Raw genomic sequence first — 19,453 nt, 5'->3', positions numbered from 1 at the left:
AGTATTTACTATGAAGTTCCCAAAAGCAGAAAAAATCACCCGATGAAAAGGTGATTTTTTAATTATTTTATTTAAAGTACTGATAATCAGTTTTAAAAATTATCGTCTTTTTTTATTTTCCGGATTTGTTCTACACATTTATGCTTTTGATTTTGCGCATTATGCTTGGTAGAATACTTGTATTTTTCCTGTATTTCTTCCATATTTTTATTCTTCATAAAAATATCGTGGATGAGGTTTTGGCAGTGCGAAGAAATTTTATTGATGTAATCATTAAGTTTATCATAATAATTCCTTTCGTTTTCTATTGCCTGGTTGATCTCTTCTTTGTTTTCAAAATAATAGCTTTCGTGCATTTCCACAAAAAAGTTTCGGTTGCGCAATTTTTTCAGCCAAAGGTTTTTGGAAATTCCGGTAACGTAGTTCGCAAGACAAGTGTACGCTTTGAAATCGTCATCGTACAGTTTTTCGTACAGAATAATCAAAGCATCCTGAAAAACATCTTCAGCATCTTCCATATTTCCTTTATTTCCCAAAACAAATTTCCGGGTATAAACGAAATATTTTTGATAAAGAACGCCAAAAGCAACATTGTTGTCTTCTTGGAAATCTTCGATGGCTAAAGCATTTGTTTTTCTTTTATTCATCGTATCTTCAGTGTTTTTTTTGTGTCTTTGGTCGCCATGAAATTTCTGTCCTGCCGGAAAGGAATAATTCCGAGTACGGAATCTTCGCCATCGGTAAGAAGCCAGATTTTTTGCCTTGCTAAAATAGATATTTTTTCGTCCCTAAAAAACTTAGAAACTTTCTTTTTTCCTGAGAATCCCGCGGGAAAAAATTCATCACCGTCTTTCTGTTTTCTTAAACGCAGTGGGAAACGAATTTTCTGAGCATCAAATTCCCACTCAAAACTTTTATTGATTTGCTCAATTTCAATTATACTTTCGAGATTAAAGGTAATTTGGTTTTCAGAAAAATCAAAATTTTCCATCAGAAGAATTTCATCATTACTTTGCTCTTCAGGTTTCCATTTTCCGTTTTCCATTTTTTTGCTTACAACCAGTTCGTCATAATTGACGATTAGCCGATAGTCTTTTGAAAAAAAAGTGCTTCCGTTTTCAGCTTTAAAAATTTTCGGTATTTCTTCTTCCTGATTGAAACCATATTTTTTTAAAATCTCAAATTTTACAAAATCACTTTCTTGATTCAGCTTGTTTTTAGATAAAACTTTATATTCTTTGTTAAAAACGGAAATCCTGTTTTCGATCTCCTGAATCTGCTGCTGAACAAAATCTTTGGTCTGGTTTAAATAAGAAGAGCTTTTTTTGAAATTTTCCAGAAAATGATCGTTGGTTTCCAGAAGTTTCGGAATAATTTCGTTTCGGATTTTATTTCTTAAATAATCATTTTTCTTATTAGACAGATCTTCACGATATTCAATATTATTTTCTTCTGCGAATTCGTAGATTTCTCCTTTTGTGAAATTTAAAAGAGGTCTTAAAATATGATTGTCGTTTGCCGGAATTCCGCTCAATCCGTTAATTCCGGCTGCTTTTGAAAGATTGATGATGAAAGTTTCCAGTTGATCGTTCAGATGATGCGCCGTAACAAGAAATTCAAGATTTTCTTCTTTTTGAACCTTTCTGAAAAATTGATACCGCAGTTCTCTTGCCCAAAGCTGAATAGAATTTTCCGGCTTCTGATCTTTTTCTGAAACTTTGTATAAATGAAATTTAATATCGTTTTTCTCACAAAAATCCTCCACCGTTTTCTGATCCAGATCCGAGTCTTCTCCCCGAAGTTTATAATTGATATGAGCAACCTGAAAACGAACGTCTAAGTCCTTAAAACAGTGTGCTAAAACCATAGAATCTGCACCTCCGCTCACCGCAAGAAGATAGCTTCGGTTTTCGGGGGAATCAACAATATTTTTGAGCTGATTTTTAAAGTGGTCTAGGTTCAGCATGGATCTCCGGAATTTCTTTTATGCAAAGATAATTCATATAATTAAAATGAATTTCGTTACCTTTGGTTCGTCTAAAAATGATTATTTATGAAAATTTTTAAAATTTTAGCAGTATCTGCAATGGTGTTGGGAATGACATCTTGTATCAGCAAAAAGCAGTATGATGCATTAAGCTCAAATTACAAGCAATGTATTGAAAACGTAGGTGAAAGACAGAGAGAAATTCAGGAACTGAAGTCTCAGAATTCAGCTTTGGCAAGTGAAAATAATTTATTGAAAAGTCAGCATGATGCTTTGAAATCTTCATTAGATGCGTGTCTTTCGAACTCAGGGAAAAGCTCTGCGAATATCGACAAGCTGGTTGGAGAAATCAATGCGTCAAACTCTTATATCAAACAGCTGATCTCAAGCAATGCAAAAAACGACAGTTTGAATTTGGCATTATCAAACAAACTGAAAAGATCGTTGGATAACGTAGCAGACAGCGATGTTCAGGTGAAAGTTCTGAAAGGGGTGGTAATGATATCGCTTTCAGACAAAATGTTGTACAAAACAGGAGATTACAACGTTTTACCTGCCGCTCAGGAAGTGTTAGGAAAAGTAGCTAAAGTAATCAACGATTACGATAAATATTCTGTCCTTATCGAAGGAAATACAGATAACGCTCCTTTAAGCTCTCCGAATTTACCAAAAGACAACTGGGATCTTTCTGCTTTAAGAGGAACGGCAGTTGCAAAAGTTCTTCAGACTCAGTTTGGAGTAGATCCTGCAAGAATTACTGCTGGTGGACGTTCCGAATACAATCCTAAAGCGACTAACATGAGCGTTTCGGGAAGAGCGGAAAACAGAAGAACAGAGATCATCATTATGCCTAAGCTTGATGAATTTATGAAACTTATGGATATTGCTCCTAAGAAATAATTTAAGATCAACATTCAGTTATAAAAAAATCCCGAAGCAATTCGGGATTTGTTTTTTTGAGATAAATCAAATTAGTTCTTCTTTTTTCAGCAAAGAAATAATTTTTTGAAAAAATGAATTGGATATTTCCGGTTTAGTTTTTTTAGAAAAAGAATCCACAGTGCTTTTAGGCACTGTAGTCTTCTGATTTCTCTGGTTAATTTGTTTTTTCCCTGCAAGCATTATACCGTGTGTTTTTACCCTTCAATGCAAAGTTAGGCTTATTCGCAGACGAGACCATCCGTATTTTTACGGTAATTGCCATGGGGATTTTCCCATGTCTTCAGAATCTTCAGGATTGTTCCTGCTTTTTTGTTATATTTAAGTAAATTTGACGGAACTAAAATTTGCAGCATGAGCTTTTTTGAAGAAAAACTTCCTGAAATGGACAGGTATCTGGAAACACACGCTTCATCGGAACCTGAAATTCTGAGAAAACTGAGAAGGGAAACATATCAGAAAACTACACAGCCACACATGATTTCCGGTTATCAGCAGGGAAGATTGCTAACCATTATTTCGCAGATGATGCAGCCGAAAAATATTCTGGAAATAGGGACTTTTACCGGTTATGCAACGCTTTGTCTGGCAACGGGAATGGCGAAAGACGGAAAAATTACTACTTTGGATGTGAATGAAGATTTAGCGTACCTTCCAAAAAAATATTTCGCGGAAAGCGAGTATGCTTCTCAGATTCATTTTAAGCTTCAGGATGCAAAAGAATTTTTAAGAGAAACCGATGAGGTTTTTGATCTGGTTTTTATTGATGCTGATAAAGAAAACTATGCAGAATATTTCAGATTAATAAAGCCAAGAACAAAATCGAGCTCGGTGGTGATGTTTGATAATGTTCTCTGGTATGGAAAAGTTCTGGAAGAAAACCCGAAACAGAAATCTACGCAGGTCATTAAGGAACTGAATGATTTGATCGCAAAAGATGATGATTTTGAAAATCTTATTTTACCTTTGCGTGACGGGCTGAACTTTTTACGCAGAAAGTAATTTGAGGTTGAGTGAAGGTGAAGATTTTACAGCGTATTTTCTCAACCTGAACTAAGTCTTAACCTTTTAATCGAAAAAATAAATGGATAAAGGAATTTGTGTTGTTACAGTAGCTCCCGTTCGTGCAGAAGGTTCGGACAGAGCAGAAATTGTTACGGAAATATTGTTTGGGGAAAGTGCAGATATTCTGGAAGTGAATAAAAATTGGACCAGAATAAAAATGCATTATGACGGCTATGAAGGATGGATGGATACGAAACAGCTGAAACCTGTAACAGACGAATATCTGGCTAAAAGAAAAGTAACCGTTGTGACTGAAGATTTCTCTTCTGTTTTAATGAACGACGGCAAAACGCTTCTTTCCATGGGTTCTGAAGTGGAATTTCCTGCTGTAGCATCGAGAAGAAGCCACGACGTGCGCGAAAGTATTGCTTTAACGGCAAAAGAATTTCTGAACGTTCCGTATTTGTGGGGTGGTAAAAGTTTTTTTGCGGTAGACTGTTCAGGTTTTACTCAGTTGGTTTACAAAATTCATGAGATAAAATTACCGAGAGACGCTTCGCAACAGGTTGAAGCAGGGGAGTCATTAAGCTTTGTTGAAGAAAGTCAGCCGGGAGATCTGGCATTTTTCGAAAATCCGGAGGGAAAGATTATCCACGTCGGAATTATGCTGGATAACCAGAGAATTATTCATGCTTCCGGAAAAGTAAGAATTGATACTTTGGATTCTACAGGGATTTTCAATAAAGAAATGAACAAACATACACATAAACTGAGAGTAATAAAAAGTTTGCTTTAATTTAAAAATCTGTCTGAAATGGAAAATATTCTCTTTACGGTTTTTGATATTTTTAATTTCGGACTGCTCGTTTTTTTGTGGTGGTTTACAGTAAAACATTATAAATCACTGCCTCAGATTATACCCATTCATTTTGATTTTGACGGAAAAGCGGATAATTTCGGAAGTAAGAAATATGCCTTTTTAATGCCTGTCGTTTTAACCGGACTTTACTTCTTATTTGCTTTTATTGTGAGAGATCCGGAATCTGCTAACTATCCGGTTAAAATTACTGAAGAAAATCAGGATGCCCAGTTCATGATCATGGAAATTTTTATCAGATGGCTGTTCATGATGATCACATTGCTATTTTTAAACAGTCAGGATTATATGTTCCGGTATTCTGTTGATGAAAACGTAAAACCGAGAGTTCCGATGTCTTCGGCAATCTTTTCGGTGATTGGAAGTTTAATTATTTTGTTCGTTTTTGTAGGTATTTTCAAATGATAAAATCTAAAAATAATTCCGAACATTATATCTGGGGAGATAGCTGTGATAGCTGGATTCTGAAAAACGATGTCCATTTATCCGTAAAACAGGAAATTATGCCTTCCGGAACTTCAGAAAAGCTGCATTTTCATCATTTTGCAGAACAGTTTTTTTATATTTTAAAAGGCAGAGCCGTCTTCTTTATTGATGGTGAAAAGTTATCCGTAAAAAGTGGCGAAAGCATCAACATCACACCAAAATCTAAACATTATATTGCTAATGAATCTGACGAAGATCTGGAATTTTTAGTTATTTCCAGTCCTTCGACTGATGATGATAGAATAAACATTAAATAACTCATGAATAAAACTCTATTAGAGATTACACAGACGAAAAATACGGGTCTGTCCGAAGTTTTGGTCAATTGGAAAAATTATGATCAGAAGACTTTTATTTTGTCTTTGGCGGAACTGAAAAAAAGAAATGTTCCTGTTAATGAGCAAATAGAATCTCTTATTTCCGACTTTTCACAAAACGCAGGAAAGCCTTATGAAGAAATAGAAAAGGAATTTTTTGAAACCAATGGGGCGAAAGATTATGCTGAATATGTTTCTGAAAATACAAAGGTTCCTGAAAAGACGGATGACGAAAAATTATATCTTGAACAATTAAGGAGACTGAGAATAGCACAGATTGAACAACAAGAGCAAAAACAGGCGAAGAATGATGTCTTATACGGCGGTCTTTGGTTTGCCGGAGGATTAATCGTTACCATTGTTTCGCTTAGTAATGGAAACGGAGGGATTATTGCTTACGGAGCGGTAATTTTTGGAGGGATTCAATTTTTTAGAGGTTTAAGCAAAAGCTTGTAATAATGTCTTTCTTTTACAACATATTTATCCATCTGCTCATCTTCGGAATGAAGGTTTTTTCTTTATTTAATGATAAAACTAAAAAAGGCGTTGAAGGCAGAAAGCAGTCTTTAGAAAAGGTAAAATCCGGCTTTAAAAAATCCGATAAAGTGATCTGGATGCACGCTTCAAGTCTTGGAGAATATGAGCAGGGACTGCCTGTTTTGGAGCAACTGAAAGAAAGGTTTACCGATCATAAAATTTTAGTCACTTTCTTTTCTCCATCCGGTTATGAAAATGTGGTTAAAAAGAAACCTATTGCGGATGTGATCTGTTATCTTCCTTTTGATAAAAAATCTGCTGTAAAAGAATTTACAGATCAGTTTGATGTTCAACTATTTTTTACGGTGAAGTATGATTATTGGTATAACCTTCTTTCTGAACTGAAAAATAAAGGAGCAAAAACGTACGTGATTTCAGCTTTGTTCTATGATCGGCAATCATTTTTTACATCTTATGGGAAATGGTTTGTAAAGCAGCTTCAGGAAAATATCGACTGGTTTTTTCATCAGACGCAAATGTCCTTTGCTTTGGCTAAAAGCATAGGATTAACGAAATCTTCGGTAACAGGAGATACGAGATTCGACCGTGTAAAACAACTGCGGCATCGTAACAATCATGTAGATTTTATTAAAGATTTTGTTGGCGAAGATAAAACCGTGGTTTTCGGAAGTTCGTGGCAGGCGGAAGAAAAGATTGCACTGGAAGTTTCGCAGGGAAGTCCTTACGCAAAATTAATTATTGCTCCGCATGATCTGAAGAGAGTTTCCCATTTGAAACAGCTTTTTCCGGAAGCCATTTTATACAGTGAGATTAATTCTGGAGAAAATTTTAACTCGAATATTTTAATTATCGACAGCATTGGTCTGCTTTCAAAGCTCTATTCTTACGCGGATATTGCAGTTGTGGGCGGAGGTTTTCATGAGGCGGGACTTCACAATATTCTTGAGGCGGCAACTTTCGGTGTTCCTGTAATTTTTGGTAATCATTACAGGAAAAATCCTGAAGCAGACGGTCTCATTTCAGCCGATGGCGGAAGATCTTTTGAAAATGCAGGTCTGGCTGCAGATTTTGTTCTGTTTTTAATTAATAATGAAGATTCCCTTCAGACAATGTCTGAAAATGCTGAAAAATTTGTCTCTGAAAAGCCTGATTCTACAGAACTGATTCTACAGAAAATTTTATCGTAAAAATCCCTGATTTTTAATGTCTTTGATGATCTGGTCAAAATTTTCCGGAATCTTATCGCTTGTCAGCCAGTTAAAGTCGATTCCATTGTTAATGAAAAGCTTAGAGAGGTATTTGTTCTCAAGGATTTTATCTTTTAAATTATCCAGATGCTCATCAATTTCCATCCAGTAATCTACATCCAGTTTTTTTGTTAAAAGTAAGGCTTTCACTACTTTATTAATGATGTAGAGATATAATTTGTAAACATTATCAAATCTCTGGCGGCTCAGCTCTTCGTTATATTCTAAAATCTTATTAATCAACAATAAATTAAGAGAAACTTCCCCAAACTTATCGGTTGTTATTTTTACGTGCTCTGTGATTTCAGCGCTTATTTTACGGATAATTCCAAGGAAATATTTCTGATTGCTGATGTATTTTGATGCCAGTACAACTTTTTCAGAAACAATTTCTTCCATTGCGTCCCTTTTGTTATCTGTAGTTTCAGGATCAATAAGTTCGAAGTATAGTTTTTTAGATAAAAGTTTGTCTTTTTTTAATAATCTGAAAATCAGGCGGTCTTTTTCTACAGAAGAAAAATTGCTCAGGGCAGCCTTGAACTCTTTTGAATATTCCATTCAATAAATTTAATTAAAAATTTTCGAATATTTTAAAAATCCGTTGAATGCCCAGTTTGCCGTATAATACAAAGACTTTGTAACGGAAAATCCCATGAAATCTTTATACACCAGATATTGATCTCTGATGATGTTTTTCTTCTTTCTGGAAACGCTGTTTTCGCGCATCCTGTATTTAGCGAGTGTTTTATTCAGGGGATAGCCTTTCGGGATTTTTTTCAGAAGATTCAGCCACATTACATGATCTTCGCGTTTGCTTTTTACAGGAAAGAAAAATTTTCCCACTCTTTTCGTGTCGTACATGGTAGAAACCGGAGCCAGTCTGCAGGTTTTAAGCAGGTTGGAAAAGGTGACGATTTTGTCGGCTTCAAAATCTTTTAAAATCGGTTCCATCGTATGTTCATCACATCTGGAATAATTGCAATATACCAATTCTGCATTGTTTTTATCCATAAACCCGATCATCTCCTCAAGATATTCGGGATACCAGAAATCATCGGAATCCAGAAATGCGATATAGCGTCCTTCTGCTCTTTCGAGGCTTTTATTTCGGGCGTTTCCTGCGCCGCCGTTTTTTTCAAGAACGTGTAATTTTATTCTGGGATCATTGTACTTTCGGATCAGATCAACGGTGTCATCTTTAGAACGGTCGTCCGAGATCAGCCATTCCCAGTTTTCATACGTCTGATTGAGTACAGACTGTATGGTTTCCTCTATAAATTCCGCCGAATTGTAGGAGGGGGTAATTATTGAAACTAAATCTTTCATCCTGTGTTTTTATAAAAATTTTTTCTCGTAAAAATGCCATGAGCTTACCCCAACAGCAATAACAACCATCATACAAACAACAGCCATCACGTAAGGATTGTAATCTTTAAATAATCCCAGTGTGGTAAAAGTTCTGATGATCGGGAAGTGGAAGATATAAATTCCGTAGGTAAAATCGCCGTACTTTCCGAAATTATTTAAAAATTTAAAAGAATACGCGATATACAGAACGATAACCCCGATCATCATCGGAGAAAAAAGCTGAATCTCTGTAAATAAATCAATCCACACTGTTGCTATGGCGATAATAAAAAGCGTGTTTTTGTATTTAATAAATTTATCGAAATTAAAATAAATCAGCATTCCCGGTATAAAATAGGAGAGGGTTCCCGGAAGCTGTTTTGCCATTGAAATTTTTCCCTGATGTTCAAAATAATTAAGATAAACAAGGGACAGGAAATACAGGATAATTAAACTGATGTTTCTGTATTTATTGTTTTTTCCGAACAGTAAAAATATAAGCGGTACTGCAAAATAATAGCACATTTCTATTTTCAGTGTCCAGAGTGCTCCGTTCACTGCCTGATTTCCGAACACTCCGGGAAGCCACGGTGCTTTAAAATTTAAAAAGATGGAATTCCAGAAAAGATATTTGTAAACCTGCGTATTGGTAAAATATTCTCTGAAAGAATAACTGCTTACAAGGCTGAGTAAAATGGCACAAAGAAAAACAACCAGTAAATAAGCGGGAACAATCCTCCTGATTCTTTTGCTTGTGTAGCTTTTGAGACTGGAAGAACGCTCATAACTTCTTGCAATTAAAAAACCGCTCACTACGAAAAATCCGAAAACAGCAACTTCGATAGGACTGTGCTCCAGAAATTTCAGCTCCGGAGAAACGCTTAAAGCTCCGAGATGTCCCAAAAAAACGATAAAAGCGAGGAGAACACGGATAAAATCAAAATTGTTTTTCGTAATGTCTTGCATTTGCATTTGTTTGCTACAAAAATAGTTTTTTTCGCAGAAACATAATATTGAAGACGATGAATGTTTGCCAAATCAGGGAAAAACATCCGTTTTAAAATATCAATACACAGAAAATAATAAAATTTAATAATATTTCTTTAAAAAAATTGTATAATAATGTAAATAAATCATAATTTTAGCGCTTGAAAAATTTGATATATGAAGAAATTAGCATTATTATTTGCAGGTTTATCATTATTTGTAGCGACAGGATGTAATAACAACGACGAAACGGTACTCGAGGCTCCGTTGGTAGGAGTCTGGCAGCCGGTGAAAAAAGTTGTAACTGTGGTTGCAACAGGGCAGGTTCCTGTTTCCGACGGTATTTCTTTTGACACAACTTGCCAGAAAACTTCAAGATGGACGTTCGCTTCCGGAAATGCAGGGAAGAGAACGGATATGGGAGACAGCGCAACACCGGGAACCTGCACGCCGACTTTCGACAGAACATTCACTTATACTTACGATAAAGACAGCAAAGCTATTCAGATAAAATATCAGGGTATCGTTCAGCCGGATCAGGGAAAAATCATCAGCATCAGCGATACTGCATTAAATATCATGTTTGAAGATAAAACAGATCCTACAAAATTCCATTCTGAAACCTATACATTCAAGAGAGTCACTCAGTAATAGTCTGATTTATCAATATAAAATACAAATCTCATCCACGGATGGGATTTTTTTGTACATTATTTAATCAAATTTAAATTTCCATTTCTTTTAAAATCATTATTTTTGTGCATCTTGATTTTGGAATTAATAATGAAAATTAAATCTGATCTCTAAAGTCTAACATCTAACATCTATTATAAAAAGTGTTTTACGATCATCAGCAGATAGAAAAAAAGTGGCAGAAGTACTGGGAAGAAAATCAGACCTATAAAACTTCCGATAACACAGACAAACCTAAATTTTATGTTCTCGATATGTTTCCGTATCCATCCGGAGCGGGACTCCATGTAGGACATCCTCTTGGATATATTGCTTCCGACATTTATGCGAGATACAAAAGACATCAGGGTTTCAATGTACTTCACCCTGTTGGTTACGACAGTTTCGGGCTTCCTGCTGAACAGTACGCTATTCAGACAGGGCAGCATCCTGCGATTACGACTGAGCAAAACATTACAAGATACGAAGAGCAGCTTAGAAAAATTGGTTTCTCGTTCGACTGGAGCAGGGAAGTGAGAACATCCGATGCTTCTTATTATAAATGGACACAGTGGATTTTTATTGAACTGTTCCATTCATGGTATAATAAAGATACCGATAAAGCGGAACCTATTTTATCTTTAATTAAACGTTTTGAAGAAAAAGGAACGGAAGGATTAAATGCCAATCAGAACGATGAATTAAATTTCACGGCTGAAGAGTGGAAAGAAGCTTCGGAAATTGATAAAGAAGACATCTTATTAAATTACCGTTTGGCTTACAGAGCGGAAACCACCGTGAACTGGTGTCCTGCTTTGGGAACCGTTCTGGCAAATGATGAGGTAAAAGACGGAAAATCCGAAAGAGGAGGTTTCCCGGTTTTCCAAAAGAAAATGATGCAGTGGAGCATGAGAATTTCTGCGTACTCTGAAAGATTATTGCAGGGATTAAAAACTCTGGACTGGCCACAGCCTTTGAAAGATTCTCAGGAATACTGGATCGGAAAATCGCAGGGGGCGCAGGTGAGATTCAATGTGGAAGGACATGACGAAATCGTTGAAGTATTTACAACAAGACCGGATACGATTTTCGGAGCAACTTTTATGGTTCTGGCTCCGGAAAACCCTTTGGTGGAAACCATCACAACTGCAGAGCAAAAAGCTGAGGTAGATTCTTATATTGAAGAAACTTCTAAGAAAACGGAACGTGACAGAATGGCGGACGTGAAAAATGTTTCGGGGGCTTTCACGGGAAGTTATGCTTTAAATCCTTTCAGTGGAGAAAGAATGCCGATCTATATTTCAGATTATGTTTTGATGGGTTACGGAACAGGTGCTGTAATGGCGGTTCCTGCACATGACGAGCGCGATCACAGATTTGCAAAGAAATTTAATTTAGAAATAAAGAAAGTAGTGGAAACGGACGAAGATGTTCAGGAAGCTTCTTTCGATTCTAAAGATTCTGTTTGCGTAAATTCTGACTTCTTAAATGGATTAAATTATAACGATGCAAAAGCATTGATTATTTCAGCTATTGAGAAAAAAGGAATCGGACACGGAACAACGAACTACAGACAGCGTGATGCGATTTTCTCAAGACAAAGATATTGGGGAGAACCGGTTCCTATCTATTATAAGGATGGAATGCCTTATACATTGCCGACTTCCGCTTTGCCTTTGGAACTTCCGGAAGTTGAAAAATATCTGCCGACTGAAGACGGAGATCCGCCATTGGGAAATGCAAAAACATTTGCATGGGATGAAGCCAACCAAAAAGTAGTCGACACCAATTTAATTGATGAAAAAACGGTTTTCCCTTTGGAATTATCTACAATGCCGGGTTGGGCAGGAAGCTCATGGTATTTCTTAAGATACATGGATCCGAAAAATGAAAAAATGTTTGCCTCACCAGAGGCTTCAGATTATTGGGGACAGGTGGATTTGTATATCGGAGGAAGTGAACACGCAACAGGACATTTATTATATTCCCGTTTCTGGAATATGTTCTTAAAAGACAGAGGATATATTAATCAGGATGAGCCTTTCCAGAAGTTGATTAACCAAGGAATGATTTTGGGGATGAGTGCTTTTGTTTATAGAGTTGACGGAACTAATCAATATGTTTCTAAAAATTTAGCAAAAGATTATACAACTCAGGCAATCCACGTTGATGTATCATTATTAAAAGGAACTTCTGATGAATTAGATACTGAAGCTTTTAAAGCCTGGAGACCGGATTACGCAGATGCGGAATTTATTTTGGAAGATGGAAAATACATTACAGGTCGTGAAGTAGAAAAAATGTCTAAATCAAAATACAATGTAGTAAATCCTGACGATATTTGTAATGAATACGGAGCAGACGGTTTAAGATTGTATGAAATGTTCTTAGGACCGCTGGAGCAATCCAAGCCTTGGAACACGCAGGGTCTGAGTGGAGTTTACGGTTTCCTTAAAAAGTTCTGGAATTTATATTTTGACGGAGATACGTTCTCGGTTTCCGATGAAGAACCAACCAAAGCAGAATACAAAGTTTTACATACCTTAATAAAGAAGGTGGTTTATGATATTGAAAACTTCTCTTTCAATACGTCTGTCTCTTCTTTTATGATCGCTGTAAACGAACTGCAAAAAATAAAATGCAACAAACGCAATATTTTAGAACCTTTAGCCGTTATCATTTCTCCGTATGCACCTCACATCTGTGAAGAGCTTTGGAACTTATTAGGGCATCAGGATTCTATTGAATTTGAAAAATTCCCTGTCCTGAACGAGGATTACTTAGTGGAAGACGAAATTTTGTATCCGGTAAGTGTAAACGGAAGAATGAAGTTTAAAATTTCAATTTCTGCACAGCTTTCTCCGAAAGAAGTAGAGGAAATTGTACTTAAAGACGAAAAAATGCTGCAGATTCTGGAAGGTAAAACCCCGACGAAAATCATTGTAGTTCCTCACAGAATTGTGAATATAGTAATTTAAAAAAAAATTAACATTGGCAAATTAAAAAAAATGAAGGCTTAAATTTTTTGATTTTTTAACGTAAATGCTAAAATTGAAAAATATTACCAAAAAAAGAGAAAATAATTATAATATCGAAAGTGTATTAAAATTTCTTTATCAAAAAAATGGCAAATGTTTATTTAAGACTCTTGCATTTTAATTATTTTTGCCTTTAATTTACACCTTGTAAAATTTTAAAACAATATAATTTAGTTAAATATGGAAATGAATGTTTCAAAAAATGATGAGCAAGTAATTGCTAGAAAGTCGGGAGGTTTAAACCCAGCTGTAATTATTCCTATTATCTTTGCGATAGGAATTTGTATTTATTTATTCGTTTTGGGAAGTCCAGGTAACTTTAAGGATGCCGATAAGTTAGGTGCAGGGTCTGTTGCTTTCTCTGATGTTGAAGGAAAAGACATTCACCCGGAATCGTTCTTAGGGATTATCTACAAAGGAGGGGTTATTGTACCTATCTTGATTACTTTCATGCTTACCGTTATTGTTTTTTCAATTGAAAGAGCTTTAGTTTTAGGTAGAGCAGCAGGAAAAGGTAACCTAGATAACTTCGTTGTACAGGTAAGAAGCTTACTAAACCAGAACAAAATTGATGAAGCTTTAGAAGAGTGCGACAGACAGCAGGGTTCTGTTGGTAATGTTGTAAAAGAAGGTCTTACGACTTACAAAGCTTTATCTCACGATACTACTTTAAACAAAGAGCAAAAAATGGTAGCGCTTAACAAAGCAATTGAAGAAGCGACAACTCTTGAAATGCCAATGCTTGAGAAAAACATGATGATCCTTTCTACTTTAGGTACTGTTGCAACGTTAGTAGCACTTTTAGGTACGGTAATCGGGATGATCAAGGCGTTCTTCGCATTAGGTTCAGGAGGTGGTACTCCGGATGCTGCTGCACTTTCTACTGGTATCTCTGAAGCTTTGATTAATACAGCTTTAGGTATTGGTACTTCAGCAATCGCTATTATCCTTTATAACTTCTTTACTTCTAAAATCGACGGATTAACTTATAAGATCGACGAGATCGCAATGAGTATCCAACAGTCTTTTGCTGAATTCAACTAAGAATTTTTAGCAAGGAATTTGCAGTAAGTAAAACGAAGTTTAATTAAAAATCATTAATAATAATGGCGAGAGTCAAACCAAAAAGACATGGAGTAGTGACGGATATGACGGCAATGTGTGACGTTGCGTTCCTGCTGCTTACGTTCTTTATCTTGACCACTCAGTTTAAAAAACCTGATGTGGAGCAGATTAAACCGCCATCTTCAATATCAGAGAAGTTACTTCCTGATGCAAGTTTGATGACCATCAACGCTACTCCGGACGGAAAATTTTATTTTCAGCCAGTAGAAAATGCATCTGAGAGAATACAGCTTTTAGACAATATGGGAAGAAAGTATGGAATTACTTTTGACAATAACGAAAAAGCTGCATTCCAGAAAGTACAAGCAATTGGGGTTCCTATGAACCAGCTTAAAAGCTATCTTGATTTGCCAGATGACGAGCAGAAAAATTTCAAGAGTCCTACAGGGATTCCTATGGATAGTACAAATAAGCAGTTAGTAGACTGGGTAAAAGAAAGTTTGAACGTAAATCCTGATTACAAATTAGCAATTAAAGGAGACGTTACAACAGAATACCCAAAAGTGAAAAGCTTATTTGAGGGTTTAAGAGATATCGATTTTCTTAAATTTTGGTTGATTACATCACAAGAAGGTAAACCTAATGAATAATATCATTTAGAAATGGCAGAAGTACAAGTACAGGAAAAGGGCGCCAAAGGCGGCAAGGTACGTTCCAAGAAACAGAGTACCAGAGTCGATATGACTCCGATGGTGGACTTGGGTTTTCTATTGATTACCTTCTTTATGTTCACAACCACATTCTCTAAACCGAATGTAATGGATTTGGGTCTTCCGGCAAAACCGAAGGATGAAACAAAAAAACCACCTCCAACAGAAATTAAACTTTCTAACTCTATATCTTTATTATTAGGTAAAGACAATAAGATATTCTGGCATCAGCAGGACAACACGTCTTTAACAGATCAGAATCTTAACGAAACTACTTTTGATAGAGAAGGAATCAGAAAAGTAATTGAGCAGGCAAAAGCAAACGCGGCAGATAAAACTAAATTTACGGTTATTATTAAGCCAACTGACGATGCTGTATATAAAAACTTCGTAGATATCCTTGACGAAATGGCAATTACAAAAAGCGAGCAGTACGGTGTTACTGATCTTAAACCTTGGGAAAAAGCTATTTACGATAAAAAAGTGGGTAATTCTGGAGCTGCAGCAGCAACTCCGGCTACTAAGTAATTTAAACCATAAAATTGTAAATCTATGGCAAATGAAAATGTATACGATCCGAATCTTACTTTAGATGAGATTGTATTTGAAAATAGAAACAAGGAATATGGTGCATACGATTTAAGACATCAGTACCCAAAACTTCTGACAAAATCTTTCATCGTTGGAACAGCATTATTCCTTATTGCTGCTTTGTCTCCATTTATCTATCTTACCATTAAGAGACTTACTGCTCCGCCTAAACAGGAAGTTAAGGCTGATCTGGTAGATGTTCTTCAGGAAGATAAAATTATTGAGCAGCCAAAAGAAGAAGAACCACCACCACCACCTCCGCCAAAAGAGGAAGAGAAAATTGAAATTATTCAAAACGTGGTTCCAGAGCCTGTAAAAGCTCCAAAAATTGAAACACCGCCGCCACCAATTTCTAAGCAATTAGAAACAACAACTGGTCTGGTAAATCAGGAAGGGGTAAAAGCTCCGGCTTACACTCCGCCGCCACCGCCGCCATCAACAGGTACAAAGGCGTCTACCGCTGAAGTAAAACCACAGGTAAGCGATACTCAGGTTTATACTGAAGTTGAGCAGACTGCTGAATTCCCTGGAGGTATTAATGCTTTCAGAAATAAAGTATCCAGTAACTTTGATGGTTCAGCAATGAACGGAGATGAAGGTACTGTAAAAACTGAAATTACCTTTGTAGTAGAGAGGGACGGAAGTATTACTGACGTTAAAGCAAGTGGTGGAAATTCTGACTTCAATGCTGAAGCAATCAGAACCATTAAGTCTATTAAAAATAAATGGACTCCTGCTAAGATTAACGGTCAGTCTGTACGTTACAGATTCAGATTACCTTTAACAATGAATTTTGAAGGATAAGATTTATCTTTAAAATAATAATTAAAAAAGAGAAGCATTTGCTTCTCTTTTTATTTTTTTTGGTATTTTTGTTATATGATGTTCAATTGGTTATCTCTGGTTACGGGATTATTTTATATCGTTCTGGGAATTGTAGTGATATTCTACAAATTTTTCTTTACAGTTTTGGATCCGGGAGTTGCCTACGCGCTAGGTGGACTTCTTATTTTATATGGAATTTTCAGAATTTACAGAGCAATTACTAGAATTAAAAATTCAGGAAATGAAGAATAGTATTAAACTTATAATGCTGTTTTTCGTTAGCATTGTAGCAGTAGGTTGTAAAAAAGAAGATAAATCTGCGTCATACCATAAAGGTGAAATGACAATTCTCACCGATGAATCTTTTAAAAGTGTAACAGAGGCTTTAGCAGAAGGCTATATGATCAATTATCCTGAAACAAAAATAAAAGTAACTACCAAAAAAGAAGATCTCGGATTTATTGATTTACTTAACAATAAAGTAAGAATCGCTGTAATGTCGAGAGATCTTACTCCTGAAGAGATTAAAGAATATGAAAAACAGATTGAACTGAAATTTCTGCCCGCAAAATTTGCAGCAGATGCTGTTATTTTTGTTGTTCCCAAAGATTCTCCCAAAGAAAAGATTACAATTGATGAGATTCAGAAAGGATTACAGTCTGACGATAAAGAATTTATTTTTGACGGAGCAAATTCCAGCAATCTGAATTTTGTTGCGCAAAAGCTTAAAAAACTCCCAAAAGATTTAAAATTTTCAGTCATTCCGGGAAGCAAGAATATTATTGAAGAACTCAATAAATATCCTGATAAAATAGGGGTTATCGGTCTTAATACTTTCAGCCGTCCTTATGATAAGGAATCTGAACAGCTGAGAAGTATGGTGAAAATTCTTCCTGTTGAAGACAAGGGAAAACTTTACAATACAGATTTTGAAAACCTGCGTAAAATGAATTATCCATTTACAAGAGTCCTATATTTTTTAACAAACGAAGGAAACTTCAATCTTGCCAATGGTTTTATAAGGTATTCGTGCACACAACTTGGACAGATGATTGTTCAGAAAGAAGGCTTGCAACCTTATAATCTTTACAGAAGAGAAGTTCAGATGCGTTAAAAAGTATTAAATTAATCCTTTAACCAAAATAAATGTATTATTTTGGTCTGAAAATTGTGTATTACTTAAATTGAATTTTGATTAGAAAATATAAAATGAAAGATATAATGAATATGAATGTAAAGAAGCTTGCTTTTGGAGCAGCTGTAATGTTTTTTACCAACTTTGCCGTTGCACAAACTGTACAGGATGGTATCAACAGTATCGATAGTGATAAATATGCTCAGGCAAAAACTAATTTTACGAACATGATCGCTTCAGCACCTACTGCAGAAAACTATTTCTATTTAGGGAATACGTATCTGAAGCAGGGAGAACCTGATTATGTGGCTGCAACTGAGAATTTTAATAAAGGTCTTGCAGCAGACAGTAAAAGTTATTTAAATAAATTAGGTTTAGCAACTGTAAAACTTGGAAAAGGAGATAAAAATGCTATTGCTGAAATTCAAAAAATTGTAACAGATTCAAAAGAGAAAGATGCAGAAGTTCTTTTCAGAGCAGCAGAAGCATTGACTTTATTTGAAAAAAATAACTCTCCTGATCTTGCAATTCAGTATTTGAATAAAGCGATTGAAAGAGCTGAGAAAAAAGGAGTTCCGGCTCATTACTATTATACTTTAGGAGATGCTTACAGACTAAAAAGAATGCCCGGAGATGCAATGTCTGCTTATGACAAAGCTCTTCCTCTGGCTAAAAATAAAGCGTCGGTTTATACAAGAATTGGTACTTTATGGATGGCTGCACAACAATGGCAGCAAGCTAAAACAAGCATAGATAAAGCAATCGCGACAGATCCTTCTTATGCTCCTGCGTATAAAGCTCTTGCTGCTTATGATATCAGATATCAGCAAAATGCAAAAGCAACTCAGGATCTTATCAACTATACAAAATATGCTGATGAAGATCCATATACTCAATTAGAAATTGCAAAGCTTTATTTTACCAATGAAGACTATGCAAATTCCAAGCAGGTTTTAGATAAGATTTTTGATAAGATCAATGATCCTATTAAATTTAAATTAAGAGCGTATCAATTATATGCTGACGGAAAATATGCAGAAGCAAAACAGAATATGGATAATTTTGTTTCCCAGGCTGATAAATCAAGAGTACAACCTGCAGATCAGGGGCTGCAAGGGCTTATCGCAGCAGGTTTAGCAAAAACTGAAAAAGATACCGCTAAGAAAGCTGCATTAACATCTGAAGCACAACAAAAAATAGCTATTGCAAAAGCTGCAAAAGATGAAACATTAAAGTGGGATATGGAATTGGTGAAAATAGCAGGAGGAGGCGCTTCTCAGGCTGACATTGATGCAGGACCAACAAACCCTACAATCGAAGGATTGAAGCAGAAAGTTGCAGCGAATGCCCAGGATTCAGACTCTCTATTTAAGTTGGCAACAGCCTATCAGGATGCAAAAAACTGGAACGGTGCAATCGCGACATGGCAAAAAATGAATGCTTTATTGCCTGATTGGGCACCTGGTTATTACAGTTTAGGTTACTCTTATCAACAAGCCGGAAATAGTGATGCAGCGAAAATGGCATACGAAAAATTCATTAGCACTGTGAAACCTACAGAACAGGATGCCAATAAGCAAACTCTTGCTTACGCTTATTTTGCTGTAGCATATATGTCTAAAGATTCAGACTTGGCAAAAGCAAAAGATTATGTTGCAAAATCTGTACAGTTGGATCCAACTTATCAGGACGCAGTAAAATTAAATGCAGAAATTAATAAATAATTT

At 35.7% G+C, this 19,453-nt stretch carries 22 protein-coding genes; 16 read left to right on the top strand and 6 right to left on the bottom strand.

The window, feature by feature from the left end:
* Positions 1 to 92: 92 nt before the first annotated feature.
* Together KKI44_RS11410 and tilS are read right to left on the bottom strand one after the other, a co-directional pair.
* Positions 93 to 647 carry an RNA polymerase sigma factor gene (locus tag KKI44_RS11410; RefSeq protein WP_214587398.1) on the bottom strand — a complete coding sequence of 185 codons (555 nt, stop codon included), beginning with the start codon at positions 645 to 647 and terminating at the stop codon, positions 93 to 95.
* Positions 644 to 1,966 carry a tRNA lysidine(34) synthetase TilS gene (tilS, locus tag KKI44_RS11405; protein ID WP_214587397.1) on the bottom strand — a complete coding sequence of 441 codons (1,323 nt, stop codon included), beginning with the start codon at positions 1,964 to 1,966 and terminating at the stop codon, positions 644 to 646. The genes KKI44_RS11410 and tilS overlap by 4 nt, the downstream gene beginning before the upstream one ends.
* 87 nt (positions 1,967 to 2,053) lie before the next feature.
* Between tilS and KKI44_RS11400 the strand changes: the two genes are divergently transcribed.
* Positions 2,054 to 2,887: an OmpA family protein gene (locus KKI44_RS11400; protein WP_214587396.1), complete on the top strand. Its 834-nt coding sequence runs from the start codon at positions 2,054 to 2,056 to the stop codon at positions 2,885 to 2,887.
* 260 nt (positions 2,888 to 3,147) lie between these two features.
* Here KKI44_RS11400 and KKI44_RS22800 read toward each other — a convergent pair whose 3' ends face one another.
* Positions 3,148 to 3,282, bottom strand: a complete 135-nt coding sequence (locus KKI44_RS22800) for a hypothetical protein (protein WP_262899422.1) — start codon at positions 3,280 to 3,282, stop codon at positions 3,148 to 3,150.
* On the opposite strand from KKI44_RS22800, the gene KKI44_RS11395 reads away from it, so the two are divergent.
* From KKI44_RS11395 to KKI44_RS11370, 6 genes are all read left to right on the top strand, one after another.
* Entirely contained in the window at positions 3,281 to 3,928 is a 648-nt protein-coding gene (locus KKI44_RS11395) for an O-methyltransferase (protein ID WP_214587395.1), read from the top strand. The two genes, KKI44_RS22800 and KKI44_RS11395, sit on opposite strands and share 2 nt — an antisense overlap.
* Positions 3,929 to 4,010: 82 nt before the next feature.
* Positions 4,011 to 4,727, top strand: a complete 717-nt coding sequence (locus KKI44_RS11390) for a C40 family peptidase (protein WP_214587394.1) — start codon at positions 4,011 to 4,013, stop codon at positions 4,725 to 4,727.
* 18 nt (positions 4,728 to 4,745) lie between these two features.
* Entirely contained in the window at positions 4,746 to 5,213 is a 468-nt protein-coding gene (locus KKI44_RS11385; RefSeq protein WP_214587393.1) for a DUF1648 domain-containing protein, read from the top strand.
* Positions 5,210 to 5,551, top strand: coding sequence for a cupin domain-containing protein (locus KKI44_RS11380; RefSeq protein ID WP_214587392.1), 342 nt, complete (start codon positions 5,210 to 5,212; stop codon positions 5,549 to 5,551). The genes KKI44_RS11385 and KKI44_RS11380 overlap by 4 nt, the downstream gene beginning before the upstream one ends.
* Before the next feature lie 3 nt (positions 5,552 to 5,554).
* Positions 5,555 to 6,067: a hypothetical protein gene (locus KKI44_RS11375; protein ID WP_214587391.1), complete on the top strand. Its 513-nt coding sequence runs from the start codon at positions 5,555 to 5,557 to the stop codon at positions 6,065 to 6,067.
* Between the two features lie 2 nt (positions 6,068 to 6,069).
* Complete coding sequence (locus KKI44_RS11370; RefSeq protein WP_214587390.1) at positions 6,070 to 7,296, top strand: 3-deoxy-D-manno-octulosonic acid transferase; 1,227 nt, start codon at positions 6,070 to 6,072, stop codon at positions 7,294 to 7,296.
* Here the strand turns inward: KKI44_RS11370 and KKI44_RS11365 are convergent.
* The 3 genes from KKI44_RS11365 to KKI44_RS11355 are packed head-to-tail and all read right to left on the bottom strand — an operon-like array spanning position 7,288 to position 9,669.
* A complete protein-coding gene (locus KKI44_RS11365) occupies positions 7,288 to 7,914 on the bottom strand; it encodes a deoxyuridine 5'-triphosphate nucleotidohydrolase (protein ID WP_214587389.1) in 627 nt (208 codons plus the stop codon). The genes KKI44_RS11370 and KKI44_RS11365 overlap by 9 nt on opposite strands.
* A 9-nt stretch (positions 7,915 to 7,923) precedes the next feature.
* Positions 7,924 to 8,682 carry a glycosyltransferase family 2 protein gene (locus KKI44_RS11360; RefSeq protein ID WP_214587388.1) on the bottom strand — a complete coding sequence of 253 codons (759 nt, stop codon included), beginning with the start codon at positions 8,680 to 8,682 and terminating at the stop codon, positions 7,924 to 7,926.
* A gap of 9 nt (positions 8,683 to 8,691) precedes the next feature.
* Positions 8,692 to 9,669, bottom strand: a complete 978-nt coding sequence (locus tag KKI44_RS11355) for an acyltransferase family protein (protein ID WP_214587387.1) — start codon at positions 9,667 to 9,669, stop codon at positions 8,692 to 8,694.
* A gap of 198 nt (positions 9,670 to 9,867) precedes the next feature.
* Here KKI44_RS11355 and KKI44_RS11350 point away from each other — a divergent pair, with 198 nt between their 5' ends.
* The 9 genes from KKI44_RS11350 to KKI44_RS11310 all read left to right on the top strand — a co-directional run bounded on the left by KKI44_RS11350 (position 9,868) and on the right by KKI44_RS11310 (position 19,450).
* Positions 9,868 to 10,341 carry a lipocalin family protein gene (locus KKI44_RS11350; protein ID WP_214587386.1) on the top strand — a complete coding sequence of 158 codons (474 nt, stop codon included), beginning with the start codon at positions 9,868 to 9,870 and terminating at the stop codon, positions 10,339 to 10,341.
* A 185-nt stretch (positions 10,342 to 10,526) separates the two neighbouring features.
* Positions 10,527 to 13,340, top strand: a complete 2,814-nt coding sequence (gene leuS / locus KKI44_RS11345; RefSeq protein WP_214587385.1) for a leucine--tRNA ligase — start codon at positions 10,527 to 10,529, stop codon at positions 13,338 to 13,340.
* Positions 13,341 to 13,580: 240 nt separating this feature from the next.
* Entirely contained in the window at positions 13,581 to 14,444 is an 864-nt protein-coding gene (locus tag KKI44_RS11340) for a MotA/TolQ/ExbB proton channel family protein (RefSeq protein ID WP_214587384.1), read from the top strand.
* Between the two features lie 62 nt (positions 14,445 to 14,506).
* Positions 14,507 to 15,115 carry an ExbD/TolR family protein gene (locus tag KKI44_RS11335; RefSeq protein WP_214587383.1) on the top strand — a complete coding sequence of 203 codons (609 nt, stop codon included), beginning with the start codon at positions 14,507 to 14,509 and terminating at the stop codon, positions 15,113 to 15,115.
* Positions 15,116 to 15,127: 12 nt separating this feature from the next.
* Positions 15,128 to 15,703 (top strand): ExbD/TolR family protein, encoded by a 576-nt coding sequence (locus KKI44_RS11330; protein WP_214587382.1) that lies wholly within the window; start codon positions 15,128 to 15,130, stop codon positions 15,701 to 15,703.
* Between the two features lie 24 nt (positions 15,704 to 15,727).
* Positions 15,728 to 16,570, top strand: a complete 843-nt coding sequence (locus KKI44_RS11325) for an energy transducer TonB (RefSeq protein ID WP_214587381.1) — start codon at positions 15,728 to 15,730, stop codon at positions 16,568 to 16,570.
* A 75-nt stretch (positions 16,571 to 16,645) separates the two neighbouring features.
* The gene (locus KKI44_RS11320) at positions 16,646 to 16,843 is read left to right on the top strand and encodes a DUF308 domain-containing protein (RefSeq protein ID WP_250902056.1); all 198 of its coding nucleotides are present in this window, start codon (positions 16,646 to 16,648) and stop codon (positions 16,841 to 16,843) included.
* Complete coding sequence (locus KKI44_RS11315; protein WP_214587380.1) at positions 16,833 to 17,705, top strand: PstS family phosphate ABC transporter substrate-binding protein; 873 nt, start codon at positions 16,833 to 16,835, stop codon at positions 17,703 to 17,705. Before KKI44_RS11320 ends, KKI44_RS11315 begins: the two co-directional genes overlap by 11 nt.
* A 95-nt stretch (positions 17,706 to 17,800) precedes the next feature.
* Positions 17,801 to 19,450 carry a tetratricopeptide repeat protein gene (locus tag KKI44_RS11310; RefSeq protein ID WP_214587379.1) on the top strand — a complete coding sequence of 550 codons (1,650 nt, stop codon included), beginning with the start codon at positions 17,801 to 17,803 and terminating at the stop codon, positions 19,448 to 19,450.
* Positions 19,451 to 19,453 lie beyond the last annotated feature (3 nt).

This window comes from Chryseobacterium sp. ZHDP1 (assembly GCF_018603435.1).
In the GTDB taxonomy this organism is placed as follows: Bacteria; Bacteroidota; Bacteroidia; order Flavobacteriales; family Weeksellaceae; genus Chryseobacterium; species Chryseobacterium indicum.
Note: the sequence above shows the minus strand (reverse complement) of the source record. Positions and strands in the feature narration are given on the sequence as shown.

What these genes read in the sequence shown, in the direction of transcription:
- KKI44_RS11410 (WP_214587398.1), bottom strand. Translation starts at nt 647, where the DNA reads ATGAATAAAAGAAAAACAAATGCTTTAGCCATCGAAGATTTCCAAGAA.
- tilS (WP_214587397.1), bottom strand. Translation starts at nt 1,966, where the DNA reads ATGCTGAACCTAGACCACTTTAAAAATCAGCTCAAAAATATTGTTGAT.
- KKI44_RS11400 (WP_214587396.1), top strand. Translation starts at nt 2,054, where the DNA reads ATGAAAATTTTTAAAATTTTAGCAGTATCTGCAATGGTGTTGGGAATG.
- KKI44_RS11395 (WP_214587395.1), top strand. Translation starts at nt 3,281, where the DNA reads ATGAGCTTTTTTGAAGAAAAACTTCCTGAAATGGACAGGTATCTGGAA.
- KKI44_RS22800 (WP_262899422.1), bottom strand. Translation starts at nt 3,282, where the DNA reads ATGCTGCAAATTTTAGTTCCGTCAAATTTACTTAAATATAACAAAAAA.
- KKI44_RS11390 (WP_214587394.1), top strand. Translation starts at nt 4,011, where the DNA reads ATGGATAAAGGAATTTGTGTTGTTACAGTAGCTCCCGTTCGTGCAGAA.
- KKI44_RS11385 (WP_214587393.1), top strand. Translation starts at nt 4,746, where the DNA reads ATGGAAAATATTCTCTTTACGGTTTTTGATATTTTTAATTTCGGACTG.
- KKI44_RS11380 (WP_214587392.1), top strand. Translation starts at nt 5,210, where the DNA reads ATGATAAAATCTAAAAATAATTCCGAACATTATATCTGGGGAGATAGC.
- KKI44_RS11375 (WP_214587391.1), top strand. Translation starts at nt 5,555, where the DNA reads ATGAATAAAACTCTATTAGAGATTACACAGACGAAAAATACGGGTCTG.
- KKI44_RS11370 (WP_214587390.1), top strand. Translation starts at nt 6,070, where the DNA reads ATGTCTTTCTTTTACAACATATTTATCCATCTGCTCATCTTCGGAATG.
- KKI44_RS11365 (WP_214587389.1), bottom strand. Translation starts at nt 7,914, where the DNA reads ATGGAATATTCAAAAGAGTTCAAGGCTGCCCTGAGCAATTTTTCTTCT.
- KKI44_RS11360 (WP_214587388.1), bottom strand. Translation starts at nt 8,682, where the DNA reads ATGAAAGATTTAGTTTCAATAATTACCCCCTCCTACAATTCGGCGGAA.
- KKI44_RS11355 (WP_214587387.1), bottom strand. Translation starts at nt 9,669, where the DNA reads ATGCAAGACATTACGAAAAACAATTTTGATTTTATCCGTGTTCTCCTC.
- KKI44_RS11350 (WP_214587386.1), top strand. Translation starts at nt 9,868, where the DNA reads ATGAAGAAATTAGCATTATTATTTGCAGGTTTATCATTATTTGTAGCG.
- KKI44_RS11340 (WP_214587384.1), top strand. Translation starts at nt 13,581, where the DNA reads ATGGAAATGAATGTTTCAAAAAATGATGAGCAAGTAATTGCTAGAAAG.
- KKI44_RS11335 (WP_214587383.1), top strand. Translation starts at nt 14,507, where the DNA reads ATGGCGAGAGTCAAACCAAAAAGACATGGAGTAGTGACGGATATGACG.
- KKI44_RS11330 (WP_214587382.1), top strand. Translation starts at nt 15,128, where the DNA reads ATGGCAGAAGTACAAGTACAGGAAAAGGGCGCCAAAGGCGGCAAGGTA.
- KKI44_RS11325 (WP_214587381.1), top strand. Translation starts at nt 15,728, where the DNA reads ATGGCAAATGAAAATGTATACGATCCGAATCTTACTTTAGATGAGATT.
- KKI44_RS11320 (WP_250902056.1), top strand. Translation starts at nt 16,646, where the DNA reads ATGATGTTCAATTGGTTATCTCTGGTTACGGGATTATTTTATATCGTT.
- KKI44_RS11315 (WP_214587380.1), top strand. Translation starts at nt 16,833, where the DNA reads ATGAAGAATAGTATTAAACTTATAATGCTGTTTTTCGTTAGCATTGTA.
- KKI44_RS11310 (WP_214587379.1), top strand. Translation starts at nt 17,801, where the DNA reads ATGAAAGATATAATGAATATGAATGTAAAGAAGCTTGCTTTTGGAGCA.